Genomic DNA, 15,696 nt, shown 5'->3' with positions numbered 1-15,696 from the left:
TCCGTCAGTCCTTGTCCGATCCGGAGGGGCGCAGCCAGAACGGCGTGGGGGCCTCGTCGGCCCGCCGCCCCCGGTCCGACCGGCTCGGCAGCCAGAGCGGGGGTGCCTCGGACGACCTGTCCGGACCGCCGCTCCTCGACGGTCCGCCCGAGGAGCCCCGGGACCCGCCGCCGAAGATGCTCCCGCCCGACCCGGATGAGCCCGAGGAGCCGCGGGATCCGCCGAAGACGCCGCCGCCCGATCCCGAGGAGCCCCGGGACCCGCCGTTCCGCGAGCCCGCGGAGGAACCGCGCGGACCCGGGCCGGACGAACCCCGGGACCCGCCGCCGAAGATGCTCCCGCCGGAACGGCCGCCGCCCCCGGAGGAGGACCTGCCGCCCGACGGCGCCGTCCCCCCGCCGGACCCCGAACCGCCCCGCGGGGCCCAGCCGCCGGCCCGCCCGCCGAACCAGCCGCCGCTCCCACCGGACGAGCCTGAGCCGCCCGAACGTGTGGGGGGCGCGCCGCCCGCCGTACGGTTCCCGGAGAGGTTGAGCGGGGGCGCCGCGCCGGGGCGGGCCGTGGTGACCGGCCGGCCCGCGGCGGCCCGGCGTCCTCCCGCCTTGGCGTCGGTGTCCAGCGGCGCGGGCTGCGCGGTGACGGGGACCCTGGCGCCCGAGGGGGTGCCCGTCGCGTCCTCCTGGCCCCGGACCCTGCCCTGGGCGACCGCCGCGGCCGCGCCCGCGCCCGCTCCTCCGGCGACCGCGGCCGCCTGCAGCAGGGGTTCGGCCTTGCGCATGCCCCACCGGCCCGCCCTGGCCGCGGCGACCGGCGGGAGCACGCCCGCCGCGCGCTGCAGGGTCGGCGCGCTGGCCGCCTCGCCCAGCATGCGGGTGGTGAGGGTGTGCCCGTCCATGGAGGCGAACAGGTGCTGGAACGGCCGCCGGTAGAAGAAGACGGCGATCGTCAGCAGCGCCATGAACATGACCTGCATGCCCCACGGCATCGCCGTGGAGATGATCAGCGCGTAGCCGTACACCAGCACGCCCAGAACGAGGGCCAGCACCGCCTGCCGGAGCAGCGTGCCGACCAGCATCTCCACCCAGCGCATCGCGATGATCCGGCCGGAGCCCGGATGCACGCCGATCAGCAGGAAGACCGGGGCCATGATGAGCAGGAGCAGGAACCCGACCTTGAGCGCCAGCAGCGAGACCGCCACCAGGAAGATCAGCGTCCCGGCGACCATCGCGGCCAGGAGCGCGCCGATCGCGATGCCCAGCCGGTTCGTCCAGTCCTTGCCCTGGAAGAGGAAGTAGACCGGACTGCCCTCGATGTACTTGGCCATCTCCTCCACGTAGCGGGCCTGGTGCGCGCTCGTGTTCGGCGTCTGGGCGGCCTTCTGCTCGGTCAGGTCCAGGGCCTGGATGTCCAGCCCCAGCGCGCCGAAGTGCTTCACCACCGGGGCCTCGGGGTCGGCGGTGCCGAACATGCCCATCAGCCACGGCTTGCAGACGAGGGTCGACCAGAGCGCGTCGGCGTTCTGGTCGACGCTCGGCGTGCCGGTCCGGCCGTAGCCGCCGGGCTGCGCCTGCGGAGCCGTCTCCCCCTTGGCGGGCAGGCACGAGGCCCCGCCCGCGCCGGGCAGGCCGGAGAAGGCCGAGTTGACGACCTCCCCGGTCTTGTCCGTGACGGTCTTGCCCAGCCCGGTGAAGTCGCCGGGGCGGCTGAAGAACCAGACCGCGACGGTGACCGCGAGGACCATCCAGATGACGCCCTCGGCGGTCGTGGTCGCGCGCTTGCGGATCAGCCCGTACCACGCCAGCCAGATCGCGCCGAGGATCACCACCGGCCGCAGGAAGGGCCAGTACATCGCGTCGGAGAGCCGGATCACGATGTCGTCGACGACGTCCTTGATCGCCTCCAGCGGGCCCTCGCTGGCCGCCGCCTGGTAGGTCGTGATGGTCAGCCGGTCCAGCGCCTTGGCCCAGGAGAAGACCGTGTTGGCCCAGGCGTTGCCCAGCACCGCCGCGACGTCGTCGCAGCCCAGCTCGTGGGTGTGCCAGAACAGGCCGCTCATGCCGTAGGTGGCGTAGTTCGTCTGGACGGCCGGCGGCGCGGCACCCCCGGCGGGCGCCTCCGGAGGCGGCGGCTTGACCAGGCCGTCCACCCCGCCGCCCACTATCTCGGGCGCCAGGTCCGGGGACAGGTCGCAGGGCGCCGCCGCCGCCGCGATCGACCCGCCGGCCGGGAACACCAGCGGCAGCGCGGTGAGCGCCACGAACGCCACCAGCGCCACCGCGAGCCGCCGGCCCAGCCGCCGCCCGCGCGTCCTCCGCCGGCCCGTCCCGGTCTCCCCGGCCGTCCGCGCCGCCCGGTCCGCCCGCCGTTCCCGCGCGGAACGCCTCGGTCTCTCGTCGGAGTCCTTCATGACCTCGCCTCCAGCGCCGTAGTCCCCGGCCTGCCGGCCCTGTCGCCTTCCGAGCCGCCCTCTGACAGATCGTGCACGTTGTCGTCGGGCTTGTCATGGGTGGGATTGGTGTCGAGCCGTCGCAGCAGCTCACCGGAGACGAGGTCCACCCCGATCCGGCCCGCCCGGCCGTCCAGGTCGCGGAAGACGCACTCACCGTTGCCCAGGGAGCGCAGCACCGCCTTGTGCTCCTCGGAGGGGTCCACCCCGAGCAGCGCCATCACGTTCTCCACCTCGATCCGCTCGGTGGAGCGGAAGGCGAAGACGGACGACAGGCAGTTCGTCACCTGCTCGTTCAGCAGGTCACCGGCGTTCTGCGAGACCAGCACGAGCGCGGTGTTGCGCGAGCGGCCCATCCGGCTCACCTCGGGCACCAGCTTGGCGCCCTCCGGAGTGGAGGTGATCGCCCAGGCCTCGTCCAGGAAGATCGCCTTGGGCGTCCGCCGGTCGAGTCCGTTCATCAGCCCGCGGGCGAACTGCGCGACGAGGTAGAGCAGGGCCACCGAGAGCCGCTGCTCGTAGGAGTAGTCGTCACGGCCGGTGGCGGCGTCCGGCAGGGTCAGCCCGCCCAGGGTGAAGACCGTGGTCCAGCCCTCGGTGTCGATCTGGTCGCCGCCGGAGGGGTCGAAGCAGAGCCGGGCCAGGTGCATCTCCGACATCGAGCGGAGCACCGCGCCCAGGTTCTTGGAGGCGGCGTCCCCGGCCTGCTCCAGGAAGTCGACGACCTTGCCGAGCGAGGGGTCCGGCCCGTTGGAGACCGCCGCGACCGCCTGGATCATCGCCGACTCGCGCTCCTCCGACATGCGCGGCAGCAGCAGCCGCAGGGTCTCGGTGGCCATCGTCTTCTTGGCCGCGAGGTCGTCGCCGAACGAGAACGGGTCGAGCAGTCCGGGCGCGGCCGAGCCGAGCGGGATGATGCGTGCCTTCCTGCCCCGCTCCTGCAGGAGCCGGACCAGGGAGTCGGCGTCGCCCTTGGGGTCGATCACCGCGACCGTGACCCCGCGCAGCGCCATCTGGTAGATCATCAGCAGCGCCAGCGTCGTCTTGCCGCCGCCCGGCTCACCGGTGATCGCGATGGCCGTCGGCCGGTTGCGCGCCGCCGCCACCAGCGGGTCGAAGTGCACGATGCTGCGGGCCCGGCCCAGGGTCTCGCCGATGTACGGTCCCATCCAGCCGGCGTTCGTCTCGTCCACCCGGTCGCCGAGGTCCACGGTGGCCGTGGCCATGCCGCCCGCGATGGTGCGCAGCGGCTGCCGCTGGGCGTAGGCGTTGACCCGGACCCGCTCGCCGGGCAGCGCCTCGCAGAACAGCGAGAACTGGTCGCCGGTGGAGTTGACGATGTCGATGCCCATGTCGCGGTAGTGCTCGACGACCGCCTCGACCCGCTGCACGCAGATCTCCTCGGTCGGCGCGGACACGATCAGCCGGTGCCAGCCGTACACGAAGGGCAGGCGCTCCTTGGTGATGCCGTGCTCCAGCATCCGGGCCGCGTCGATCTGCTCGGCCAGGGCCAGCGGCGCCTCCGCGCCCGCCTCCCGGATGTGGATGTCCATGTCGCGGGCGTGGGCGAGCTTGCGCGCGACGTCCTTGCTGGCCTTGACCGGGGAGATCAGCCGCATCCTGGAGCTGATCTCGACCGGGAAGGGCAGCTGGTCGGCGAAGTGCATCCACGGCTCGCCGTCGGGGAAGGCCATCAGGTCCGGGAACCGGGCGAAGGACAGGTGGGCGACGTAGGACTCGCCGTGCGGCTGCTCGACCCTCAGCAGCGACCTGCCGTTGTGGATCTGCCCCTCGACCAGGGACTCGATCTCGCCCCTGCCCCACCGCCGCTTCGGGCTGGCCGAGGGCGGCGGGTCGCCGAGGGAGCCGGTCGCGGCGTGCTGGAAGAGCCAGGCGATCTCGGTGGAGGTGGCGTGCCGGGCGTAGAGGGCGCTGGCGGCCAGCGCCCGGCCGAGCCGTTCGGCGTGCCCGGTCCACTTGGCGACCTCGGCCTTGGGGACGTGGTCGTCCTCCAGGCCCAGGGCCTTCTCCCCGCGCTGGTAGAAGCCGAAGAGCTGGGAGAACACCCCGTCGCCCAGCTGCGCGCCGCGCGGGCCGAGCCGTACGCCGAGGTAGACCTCCTTGGTCCAGAAGTCCTTGGCCCAGACGTGCCGGTACAGCTCCTCGAGGTAGTCGCGCCAGCCGGGGCCCTCGTCGGAGGTGGTGTTGAGCGCCAGCGCCCACTCGGCGGCCGGGTAGGTGCGGTGGGCCACCCGCAGGTGCACCTCGGCGTCCGGCATCCGGATCGCGGCCAGCGCGATCGTGATGTTGGTGGCCAGAGCCTCGCGCTCCTCGGGGGTGATGAACTCGTAGCTCACGGTCGGCAGGCGGAAGTAGGCCCACGCCGAGGAGTCGGTCAGCAGGATCCGGTCGTCGAAGTACCGGACGGCCAGGCGGCTGCGGGCCCGCGACGCGCGGCTCATGCGGCCCCCTTCCCCGGTCGCGCGGGGCGCGGGCCGCCGTACCCGCCCGCGGCGCCCTCCGCCGTCCGTACGAACCGTTCCCTCACAGGAACACCACGTCTTCTCCCGCGCCGGGTCTCACTGGGCCAGCTCCTCCTCGCTCGTTCGGTTCGTCCGCACCGCTCCCAGTCCGGCCACCACGACCCCGGCCAGGGCGAGGTAGGCCCGGCGGCCCGGCGCCCGCAGATGGGACGGCTCCACCCGCTCGGACCTGCCGGGGGCCAGCTCGTCCTCCCAGGGCACCCGCACGATCGCCCGGCACCGGCCGCGAGCGACCGCCTCGGCCTGCTCCACGTCGGCCATGCTGCGGCGGCTCACCCCGTTGACGACCATGATCGCCCTGCGCCGGAGGTCCGTGCAGCCGTGCCCGTCGAGCCATTCGTACGTCATCGCGACCGCGTCGGCCCCGTCCTCACTGGCGGGGGCCACCAGGATCAGCTGGTCGGCATAGGGCAGGACCCGCGCGGCCAGCGCCGCGGCCGGGTCCACGACGACCAGCTTGTAGTGGCGGTCCAGCAGGTCCATCGCCTGGCCGAGCCGCCGGTCGGAGAAGAGCCCCCGGTCCGACAGGCGCTGCTCGGCGCCCGCGTCGGTGTCGCTCCCGAGGACCTCCAGCCCGGAGGCGCAGCGGCTGGTGTAGGCGCGCATGCCCAAGTATCCCTGGACCCCGTCCAGGCCCGCCAGCAGGGAGCTGAGCGTCTCGGGCGACTCCCCCTGGATCCGGCCGGACAGGGCGTGCGCGCCGGTGCTGGCGTCGACGGCCAGCACCCGGTCGTCGCGGAGACGGGCGAGCGTGTGGCCGAGCATGAGCGCCGTCGTGGTCTGCCCCGCGCCGCCGGTGCAGCCCAGCACCACCACCCGGCGGCTGCCGCTGAAGACCCCCCTGGCGCGCGCCTCGTCGACCTCCGATCCGTCCGTACGGCTCCCGCTCCCCGGGCCCATCACCACCTGGGCCAGTCGCCGCCAGCCGCCCTCGGAGTCGCGGCCGATGACCGACTCCACCCGGCGGACCCTGGGCTCGGCCTGCCCCGGCGGCGCCGCGGGGGCGGCGGGAACCGGTGCCGCGGGGGTGACCTGGGCGGCGGGCCCGGCGGGCACGGCCCGGATCGAGACCCCTCCCGACACGATCACCGGCCGCTCCTGCGGCCAGGACTTCCACTCGTCCCCGGACCGTTGGCCGCCCTCCCGCGGCTCCCCCCCGGAACGCCGGCCCCGCGCGTCTTCGGCCCGCTCCGGTACGGCCGGCGCGTCTTCGGTCGGCTCCGGTACGGCCCGCACCCTCCGGGCCTGCGCCTCCCCGGGCTCTCCGGGCCGCGCGCCCCCGGGACGCACGGCCTGCGCGGGCCCGACGAACCGCGGCATGATGCGCGGGACGGACGGCCTCTCCCGGCTCTCAACGGGCCCGGCGGGCGGAGCGGGCAGGCCGGCAGCGGTGGACGGGACCGGCCCGGGCGGCGCTGCGGACTCGGCCCGCTCGGCCTCCGCGGAGGCGGCGAGTCTGCGCAGGCGCCGCAGCGCCTCGGTGTCGATCGGGGTGGCCGGAGTCTGCTCCGGCTCCGGAACGGCCGCGGGCGTCCCCGGCCGCGCGGTCCCGGCCGGCTTCTCACCGAGGACGGCGGGCGTCCGGGGGGATGTGGACCCCGCAGGGACCGCGGGCGCCTCGGACGGCGCCGACGATGCGGGCGACGCCGGCCACGCGGGCGCCTCGAACGGCGTAGGCGACGCGGTCGGCACGGACGGCGAGGAAGGCACAGACGACGCGGGCGACGCGGTCGGCGGGGAAGACACGGAAGACGCGGCCGTCACGGGTGCCGCGGACCGTGCGGGCGCCTCGGACGGCGAGGAAGGGGCGGGCGGCGCAGCCGATGCGGAGGCCGCGGAGGACGCGGACGCCGTCGGCACGGCGGCGGAGACCGTTCCAGTGGACGGGACGGGGTGGCCGAGGGCGGGAGCGGTGCCCCGGCGAGGGGCGGCGACCGTACCCCAGGCGACGCGGTCACCGGTGACCGGCGCGGTCGCCGCGGCGGCGGCAGCGGCGGCCACCACGGGACGGACCGTACGGGAGGCCTCGGCGGCGCGCCTGGACGGCGCGGCGTGACGGGCCTTGCGCGCGACCTTGACCCGGACCGGCGCGGCCTGCTGGGGAAGCGTCCGCCAGACCCGGCCGACGAGGGTGATCTCCGAGGGCTCCGCCGCGGGGGCCATCCGGCACCAGGTCCGCGGCTCCCCCAGATAGCGCGACTGCGACTGGAGCAGCTCGGTGAGCCGCTTGCCCTCGATCACCGGGCGGGTGGACAGCCACGTCACCACCCCCGGCGGCACCAGGTAGACCACGTGCCAGGGGGCGTCGAAGGGCAGGCCGAGCATCGCGAGCAGGAACGACCAGGGAGCCGTCACCCCCACGAACACACCGATCCAGACGATCGGAAGCGGCATCGGCAGCCGTAGGTCGTACAGCTTGTAGAGCCGCTTCTCGATCCGCCAGATATTGGTATAAGTGGGCAGGTCCATGCGCTCCTCCTCTCCGCCTCTCGTCGTCCGGCCGCCGCCGAGCGGTCTCAGCTCCCCGTGATGCCCAGAGCGCCCGCGATCGCCTTGGCCGTCACCTCGATGATGTTGGGCACGTAGAAGATCACGCCGATGGCGATGGCGAGGATGATGAACTGGACGAACCTGGTGATCTCACGGGTGAACAGGAAGAACAGGGCCACCACGGAGACGATGACGAGGAAGAGCGGGGCGAAGAACCGGCGGAGGAAGTCCGCCAGGCCCTCGGTGTTCACGCCTGCCGGAGGAGCGGTCGGCTGGCCGGTCGGCTGCTGAGCGAGATCGATCACGCTCAGCAGGATGGTCTTCAGAGTCACTTCGCGTCCTCCGTGCTCACGGTCGCACGCGCCGGGCGGACGTGGGGCCGCGGCGCGTGCGCGCCGCCCGCCTCACCACCGGCTCGTCGGCCAGGGGGGGTCTGTTCACTGCGGACTGCCACCATTCGATCATGCGTCACCCCACGGACCGTCCGGCGCCCCGGATGCTCTGGACGAACCATTTGTCGCCCTGCTTGACCACGGTGAGGACGTAGGCCTGCTCCAGCCTGCCGCTCACGCCCCCCGGGTCGCTCGGCGTGGGACCGGCGGACGGGCCCGCGCCCGCGGGCACCCCCCAGACCACCGTCGCGGTCACCTCCCTGGTGGCGCCGGTGGTCAGCGGCACGAGCAGGTCCTTGAGCTCCAGGAAGGCGAAGGACCCGCCGAACCCCTGGAGCACGGTCCCCTCCGCGGCGTACTGCTGCAGGGAGGCGGTGTCGCTGGCGGCGTAGGCCTTGAAGAAGTTGGCCATGGGCGTGCGCAGCTCCTGCTCCGCGGCCTCGTCGCGGTCGGGCTCGGCCACGGGCGGGAGGACCGCCGGCACCGGCGCGGGCAGGATGCCCGGACGCCCGGAGACCACGAACCTCCCGGTCTCCTTGTCATGGAAGACCGGGACCGACAGGAGCTGCCGGCGGTCGTCCGACTGGAACGCCAGCGTCACGACGGCGTTCTCCGCGTCGACGATCTCTATGCCGTAGGGCTGGATCGCCCCGGCGCTCATCCGCCCGAGGCCGTCCCAGCCGAACTGGGGCTCAGCCCCGTCGGGCAGGAAGGGCGCCAGCCGCCCGGCCCGCTCCGCCGTGCGCACGGCGTCGAAGTTCAGGTAGACGGCCGCGAACTGGCTGGCGAAGGAGGTGGCCTTCGTGGTCGGGAATCCCGCGTCGGCGGGGACGGGCGCCGCACCCGTGCTCGTGTTGCCGCCGGTGAACCGCTCGAAAGGCGCGCGGATGCCGTTCACCAGGATGACCACGATCAGCGCCCAGAGGATGACGCGGCCGGTCCACACCAGCCAGCGGCCGCCTCCTCCGGACCAGCGGCCGCGGCGCGGCACGCCCCGTCCCCGGGCCGGGGCGGAATCGAGGTCGAGGTCGTCGGACGCCCCAGGGTATGCCGAAAGCTCAGGGTCACCAGCGGTCCGAGGATCCTGCTGGACGATTGACCTTCGAGCCATCACGCCTCCGCTCGCGCCGATCCCCCCGGCCGGCGCGGTGTCCGTATTACTCCTGACCCCGTGAGCCATGGTGAAGCGATTACCTTAGCTGCCTCGCCGATTCTTCCAGGAAAACCACGCCCATGCTGCAGTCATCGTATGGACTGAGCAAACCGGGTCTGGAACCGTTCGTACTCCCCCGTCCTCCCCCGCATGGCGGACAAAGCGCGTTCCTCCTGGCCAGAGCCCATCCCGGTTACCCAAACGCCACCCCTTGCTATCCAAAAAGCGTGCCCACTGTCCCGACCTGCGCATTTGCCGGACAGAATCTCACGGAGCGTGACAAAGCACAGGGCGGGCGCGGTCCTGCCGGACCGCACCCGCCCCGCGGATGACCAGGCGCCCCGGAGAGGGCGCGGAGGAGACGCTCAGACGTTGAAGCGGAACTCCACGACGTCGCCGTCGCGCATCACGTAGTCCTTGCCCTCGATGCGGGCCTTGCCCGCCTGCCGTGCCGCGGCGATGGAGCCGGCCTCCACCAGGTCGTCGAAGGAGACGACCTCCGCCTTGATGAAACCGCGCTGGAAGTCCGTGTGGATGACGCCGGCGGCCTCGGGCGCGGTCGCGCCCCGGGGGATCGTCCAAGCCCGCGTCTCCTTGGGACCCGCCGTCAGGTAGGTCTGCAGGCCGAGGGTCTCGAAGCCGACCCGGGCGAGCTGCGCCAGGCCCGACTCCTCCTGCCCGACGGACTGCAGCAGCTCCAGCGCCTCCTCGTCGGAGAGCTCGACCAGCTCGGACTCGATCTTGGCGTCCAGGAAGACGGCCTCGGCCGGCGCGACGAGGGCCGAGAGCCGGTCGCGCAGCTCCGTGTCGACCAGTTCGTCGGCGTCGAGGTTGAAGACGTAGAGGAACGGCTTGCCGGTCAGCAGGTGCAGGTCCCGCAGGTCCGCCGGGTCGATCCCGGCGCCCTTGGCCCCGGCGTACAGGGTCGTGCCGCCGTCCAGGAGCTTGACCGCGGCCTCGGCCGCCTCCAGCACGGGCTTGCGGTCCTTGTTGGTCCTCGCCTCCTTCTGCAGCCGCGGGATCGCCTTCTCCAGCGTCTGCAGGTCGGCCAGGATCAGCTCGGTGTTGATAGTCTCGATGTCGCGCTCGGGGGCGACCGCCCCGTCCACGTGGGTCACGTCCGGGTCGCTGAAGACCCGGATGACCTGGCAGATCGCGTCGGTCTCCCGGATGTTGGCGAGGAACTGGTTACCCCGGCCCTGTCCTTCGGAGGCGCCCTTGACCAGGCCGGCGATGTCGACGAACTCGACCTTCGCGGGCAGGATCCTGGCGGAGCCGAAGATCTCGGCCAGCTTCTCCAGACGCGGGTCGGGCACGCCGACGATGCCCACGTTGGGCTCGATGGTGGCGAACGGGTAGTTCGCCGCCAGGGCGTTGGCGGTCTTGGTCAGCGCGTTGAAAAGCGTGGACTTGCCGACGTTGGGCAGTCCGACGATGCCGATGCTCAGGCTCACGTGACCCGAGTCTACGGGGAGCCGTGCAGTGCCACTCGCCGCAGGCAGGTCACAGGACGGGGAATCCCCGGCCCGCGCACCCGCAGATAGCGGTCCGAACCGGTCGGGCAGCCGTCGTTGGAGCCGGCCCTGGCCGTCACCCGGGCCCAGGCCTCCGGGGAACCGCACGGCGCCCTGGTGAGCGCCCGGCGGCTGACCAGCCGCTCTCCGGGCCGCACCACGCAGTCGCCCACGGAGAGCACGCCGCCGCCCTCGCCCAGGCAGGCGACCGCCCGGCCGCCGACGGCCAGCGCGTCGAGCGCCCCGCTCGGGCAGGTCTCCTTCGCGCCGACCACCGCCAGCACCCTGCCGTACCAGCCCCGCGCCGAGCAGGGCAGCTCCCCGCCGCGCAGCGCCAGGCAGTCGCCCGGGCGCAGCACCCCGCCGCCCCGCCCCGGATCTCCGGCGTGCGGTCCCCGCAGGCTGCGCACGCACGCCGTACGGCCCGCCCGCAGGCTCTGCGGGGCCACCTCCCCAGGCTCCCCCGCCGTCCCCGGCGCGGCCGGGGCGCCAGAGATCATGACCAGCTCGTCCGTCTCGGCCGGGCACTCGGGCGCGCGGGCGCCCACCACGGAGATGACCGTGCCGTCGGCGGCCGCGCAGGGGACGAGGTCGAACCTGGCGTCCTGCCGGTCGACGCAGGCCCCCCGGCCCCAGGCGAGCGCGGCCGGAGACTCCGCGCCGACGCCCGCGGCCGCCGTGTCCGGCCCCCCGCCCCCCTGGCCGGCGATGAGCCCGATCGCCGCGGCTCCGGCGGTGGCGACGATGACGAGCACGGCCCCCAGCACCGGCGCCGTCTTCGGACGTAAGGCACGTGTACTCACGAACTCCCCCTACTTTACGTGTTCACAATGAAACTTTGGGTGATGGAGGGCGTGCGCACAAGCGGAACGGCCCGGCCGGTCCGCTAGGCGTGTCGGCCCGGCCTCGGCCGCCGGACCTGGGATCATCTGCGGGCATGAACGTCATGGCACTCGCCTTCCAGCTCGCCGTGGGACTCGCGGCGGGGCTCGCGATCGGGTTCCTGCTGGGCCGGGCCCGGGCCTCGGCCGGCGCCGCCGACGCCGTCGCCCGCCTGGCCGACGCCGAGGCCCGGGCCAGAGCCGCCGAGGAGAAGGTCGCCTACGTCGAGGAGCAGCTCGCCGAGCGCTTCCAGGCCCTGTCCGCCCGCGCGCTCGACGTCAACAACCTGCGTTTCCTGGAGCTGGCCGAGACCCGGATGGCCGCCGGCCGCGCCGAGGCCGCCGGGGAGCTGGAGCAGCGCAAGCAGGCGGTCGAGCACCTGATCGAGCCCCTGAAGGACACGCTGGCCCGCGTCGAGGCCCAGCTGCGCGACACCCAGTCGGGCCAGCGGGCCGCCCACGCCGAGCTGGCCCGGCACATCGAGATCGTCAGGGAGAGCAACGACCGCCTCCGCGACCAGACGAACGCCCTGGTGCGCGCCCTGCAGCGGCCCGAGGCCGGAGGCCGGTGGGGGGAGCTGCAGCTGCGCAGGGTCGCCGAGATCGCCGGCATGCAGCGGTTCTGCGACTTCGAGGAGCAGGCGAACGCGACCACCGCCGACGGCGCCCTCCGGCCGGACATGGTGGTACGGCTGGCCGGCGGCAAGAACATCGTGGTCGACTCGAAGGTCTCCCTGGCCGCCTACCTGGAGGCCGCCGAGACCGGTGACCCCGACCAGCGCTCCGCCCGGCTCGACGCCCACGCCCGGCACGTGCGCGACCACGTGGACCGGCTGGCGGCCAAGGCCTACTGGCAGGCGTTCAGCCCCGCGCCGGAGTTCATGGTGCTCTTCATCCCGGGGGAGGCGTTCCTGGCCCCCGCGCTGGAGCGCGACCCCGGCCTGCTGGAGTACGCCATGCGCAAGCGGGTCCACATCGCCACCCCCACCACGCTGGTCACCATGCTGCGCACCGCGCAGTACGCCTGGCAGCAGGCCGCGCTCAGCGAGAACGCCCGCGCGGTCTTCGAGCTCGGCAAGGAGCTCTACGAGCGGCTGGGCAGCATGGGGCGGAACCTGGACACGCTGGGCCGCTCGCTGAGCCGGGCCGTGGAGTCCTACAACCGGGCCGTGGGCTCCCTGGAGACCAGGGTCCTGGTGAGCGCGCGCAAGCTGAACGACCTGGGCCTGGTCGACGCCGACCTCGACCGGCCACAGATGGTCGAGGACCTGCCGCGCACGCTGGCCTCGCCCGAACTACTGGAAGAAGAGGCTCCAAGCGCGTCCCCCGTCTCCCGCCTGAACGGTAAGTTGGCCGAAGACCTGCTTTGAAAGCCGTTTCCTGAAACCGGGGGGAGCCCCACACTGGAGCCGTGCAGGAGCAGGCGTGAGGGGGGACGGGCGAGGTGATCGCATGAGTGAACGGAACCCGGCATCCGGCATCCGGCTGACCGCGCGGGGCGCGGTGGCGTCCGTGCTGGTGTTCACACTGCTGGGCAGCGTGCTGAACACCGTGCTCGGGCTGCCGGCCGTGGTCGGCCTGGCGTTCGTGGGCGGCTGCGTCGCCGCCGTCTCCCTGGTGAACCCGCGCGACCTGCTCTCGCTCGTGGTCTCCCCGCCGCTGGCCTTCTTCGCCGCCGTGCTGCTCGCCGAGGCCGTGCGGTCCCTGACCGCGCCCTCGCCGGCGGCGGCCTTCGGCCTGGGGATCTACAGCTCGCTGTCGCGGGGCGCCCCCTGGCTCTTCGCCGGCTCGGCGCTGGTGCTGCTCATCGCCTGGCGGCGCGGCCTGAACCGCTGCGTCCGCGACCTGCGCGACGAACTGCGCGCCTCCGGTCCCGCCGTCCCCCGGCCGCGCGCGGGCGGGGCCGCCGGAGCGGCGGCGGGATTCGCCCCCGAGCCCGAGGGCTACTTCGAGCCCCGGGTGTACGGCTCGCCCCGCGAGGGCCAGTAGCCCCCGCGGGAGAAGGAGCCCGAGCTCCGGGCCCCCTCCATGCGGGAGGACGAGCCCGGACCCGCTCCGGCCCGGGCCCCGGTGCCCTCCGGATCGGCGCCCTTCGACCGGACCCCGGCGCTCTCCGGCTCAGACCTCGGCGCGCAGGTCCTTGCGGAGCTCGTGCGGGAGGGCGAAGCGCACGCTCTCCTCGACGGACTCGACCTCCTCGACGTCCTCGAAGCCGTGCGCCGCCAGGCGGGCCAGGACCTCGGCGACGAGCTCCTCGGGCACCGAGGCGCCGCTGGTCACGCCGACCGTGGTGACGCCCTGCAGCCACTCGTCCCGGATGAAGGAGGCGTTGTCGACCAGGTAGGAGGCGTCGGCCCCGTGGTCGAGGGCGACTTCGACCAGCCGCTTGGAGTTGGAGGAGTTCTCCGAGCCGACGACGATGACCAGCTCGGCCTCGGCGGCGATCTCCTTCACCGCGACCTGGCGGTTCTGGGTGGCGTAGCAGATGTCGTCGCTCGGCGGGTCGATCAGGTTGGGGAAGCGCTCCTTGAGCCGGGCGACCGTCTCTGTCGTCTCGTCCACCGAGAGCGTGGTCTGGGAGAGCCACACCAGCCGGTCGGGGTCCTTCACCCGGACGGAGCCGACCGAGTCGAGGCCGTCCACGAGCTGGATGTGCTCCGGCGCCTCACCCGCGGTGCCCTCGACCTCCTCGTGGCCCTCGTGGCCGATGAGCAGGATGTCGTAGTCCTGGGAGGCGAAGCGCTTGGCCTCGTTGTGCACCTTGGTGACGAGCGGGCAGGTGGCGTCGACCGTCTTCAGGCGGCGCTGGGCGGCCTCCCGGTGCACGGCGGGCGAGACTCCGTGGGCGGAGAAGACCACGATGGCCTCCTCGGGGACCTCCTCGGTCTCCTCGACGAAGACGGCTCCCCGCGCCTCGAGCGTCTTGACCACGTGGGTGTTGTGCACGATCTGCTTGCGCACGTAGATCGGCGCGCCGTACTGCTCCAGGGCCCGCTCCACGGCCTGGACCGCACGGTCGACCCCGGCGCAGTAACCGCGGGGCTTCGCCACAAGCACGCGTCGAGTCGCGCGGGTCTTTGAAGTCATGTTCTTATGCTACGTGGAGTATCCATGGGGCCCGTTCACGTGCCTCTTGACCTCACAAAGCACCTTATTGCCGCAATCAGTTGTCCGATACCGTTCTCCAGGAGACGAAATGTCAGTCCCTGATCTCTTCCGCAACGTCGCCGGGAAGGCGAAGGAACTACCGCTCTACGTGCTGCAGACCACCCTGAGCGGAGTCGGCCAGGCGCTGATGCTCGGCGACCGGGTCCGCAGCAGGATCAAGCGCATGGCCGGTGGCGACGGCGGCCTCGACGAGGGGCGCCCGTCGGCGTCCGAGCAGGCCGCCGCCGTCGACGAGCAGGCCGGGGCGGCCGGGACCGCGGAGGAGCGGCCCGCCCGCCGCGAGCCGGTCATCTTCGCCCCCGCGAAGCCCAAGGCCGAGCCCGCCGCCACGGCCGCGTCCGCCACCGCTCCCGAGGCCGTCGCGGAGACCAGCGCGGAGACCGCCGCGAAGGCCGCCCCGGAGGCCCCGGGCGCCCCGGCCGGACCGGAGACCGTCGAGCCCGTCGCCGCGACCGCGAAGCCCGCCCGGGCCGGGGCCGCCGCGAAGGACTCGACCGCGGAGCCCGTCCGGCCCGAGGCCGGTTCCAACGGTGGCAGGACCCGGCCCGAGCCGGTCGTCTTCGCCTCCGCGCCCACGGCCGCCGAGCCCGCGCCCGAGCCCGTGATCGCCGTGCCGCCCGCGGTGAAGGTCGAGGTGGCCGAGGTGGAGGTCGAGGTCGAGAAGCCCGACGCCCTCGGCGCCGTCCCGGTCGAGGCGGAGGTCGAGGTCGTGAAGACCAAGCCCGCCGAGCCCGAGCTCGCCAAGTCCAAGACCACCCGGGCGAAGGCCGCGAAGGCCAAGGTCCAGCAGGAGGCCGCGAGCCCCGCCCCCGCGAAGGCCGCCCGGACCTCCAAGACCGCCAAGCCCGCCGCCGCGCCCGGAACCGCCGCGCCCGCCGAGGCCGGGGAGGGCGCGCTCGCCGAGCCGCTGCCCGGTTACTCCGGCCTGACCGTCGCCTCGCTGCGCGCCCGCATGCGCGGCAAGAGCGCCCAGCAGATCAAGGACATGATCGCCTACGAGCAGGTGACCACGGCCCGCGCCGAGGTCGTGCGGATGTACGAGAACCGCCTCGCGAAGCTGGAGGCCGCCGATTGACGCGCTCCCCGGTCTGAAGGCCGAGGACTCAGCC

11 protein-coding genes are annotated in these 15,696 nt (G+C 73.6%); 3 read left to right on the top strand and 8 right to left on the bottom strand.

What is annotated here, in order from left to right:
- Positions 1–4: 4 nt before the first annotated feature.
- From IEZ07_RS14825 to IEZ07_RS14795, 7 genes are all read right to left on the bottom strand, one after another.
- Complete coding sequence (locus IEZ07_RS14825; protein ID WP_191895288.1) at positions 5–2,407, bottom strand: type IV secretion system protein; 2,403 nt, start codon at positions 2,405–2,407, stop codon at positions 5–7.
- Positions 2,404–4,908: an ATP-binding protein gene (locus IEZ07_RS14820; protein ID WP_191895287.1), complete on the bottom strand. Its 2,505-nt coding sequence runs from the start codon at positions 4,906–4,908 to the stop codon at positions 2,404–2,406. Before IEZ07_RS14820 ends, IEZ07_RS14825 begins: the two co-directional genes overlap by 4 nt.
- Before the next feature lie 117 nt (positions 4,909–5,025).
- Positions 5,026–7,458, bottom strand: a complete 2,433-nt coding sequence (locus IEZ07_RS14815; RefSeq protein ID WP_191895286.1) for a TcpE family conjugal transfer membrane protein — start codon at positions 7,456–7,458, stop codon at positions 5,026–5,028.
- 47 nt (positions 7,459–7,505) lie between these two features.
- Positions 7,506–7,784, bottom strand: coding sequence for a hypothetical protein (locus IEZ07_RS14810; RefSeq protein ID WP_229797818.1), 279 nt, complete (start codon positions 7,782–7,784; stop codon positions 7,506–7,508).
- A gap of 163 nt (positions 7,785–7,947) precedes the next feature.
- Complete coding sequence (locus IEZ07_RS14805) at positions 7,948–8,862, bottom strand: conjugal transfer protein (RefSeq protein ID WP_239319994.1); 915 nt, start codon at positions 8,860–8,862, stop codon at positions 7,948–7,950.
- 527 nt (positions 8,863–9,389) lie between these two features.
- Positions 9,390–10,478, bottom strand: a complete 1,089-nt coding sequence (gene ychF / locus IEZ07_RS14800; protein ID WP_068901253.1) for a redox-regulated ATPase YchF — start codon at positions 10,476–10,478, stop codon at positions 9,390–9,392.
- 11 nt (positions 10,479–10,489) lie between these two features.
- Complete coding sequence (locus IEZ07_RS14795) at positions 10,490–11,341, bottom strand: LppU/SCO3897 family protein (protein ID WP_191895284.1); 852 nt, start codon at positions 11,339–11,341, stop codon at positions 10,490–10,492.
- Between the two features lie 134 nt (positions 11,342–11,475).
- On the opposite strand from IEZ07_RS14795, the gene IEZ07_RS14790 reads away from it, so the two are divergent.
- Positions 11,476–12,789 (top strand): DNA recombination protein RmuC, encoded by a 1,314-nt coding sequence (locus tag IEZ07_RS14790; RefSeq protein WP_189235523.1) that lies wholly within the window; start codon positions 11,476–11,478, stop codon positions 12,787–12,789.
- A gap of 82 nt (positions 12,790–12,871) precedes the next feature.
- Positions 12,872–13,408 carry a DUF6542 domain-containing protein gene (locus IEZ07_RS14785; RefSeq protein WP_068901251.1) on the top strand — a complete coding sequence of 179 codons (537 nt, stop codon included), beginning with the start codon at positions 12,872–12,874 and terminating at the stop codon, positions 13,406–13,408.
- Positions 13,409–13,537: 129 nt separating this feature from the next.
- Here the strand turns inward: IEZ07_RS14785 and IEZ07_RS14780 are convergent, their stop codons facing one another.
- Entirely contained in the window at positions 13,538–14,506 is a 969-nt protein-coding gene (locus tag IEZ07_RS14780) for a 4-hydroxy-3-methylbut-2-enyl diphosphate reductase (protein WP_191895283.1), read from the bottom strand.
- A gap of 109 nt (positions 14,507–14,615) precedes the next feature.
- Between IEZ07_RS14780 and IEZ07_RS14775 the strand changes: the two genes are divergently transcribed.
- Complete coding sequence (locus IEZ07_RS14775; RefSeq protein ID WP_191895282.1) at positions 14,616–15,662, top strand: hypothetical protein; 1,047 nt, start codon at positions 14,616–14,618, stop codon at positions 15,660–15,662.
- The last annotated feature ends 34 nt before the right edge of the window (positions 15,663–15,696 follow it).

This window comes from Planomonospora parontospora, from assembly GCA_014647935.1.
Classification (GTDB): domain Bacteria; phylum Actinomycetota; class Actinomycetes; order Streptosporangiales; family Streptosporangiaceae; genus Planomonospora; species Planomonospora parontospora.
The sequence above is the reverse complement of the archived record's forward strand: the minus strand, read 5'-3'. Positions and strand labels throughout refer to the sequence as shown.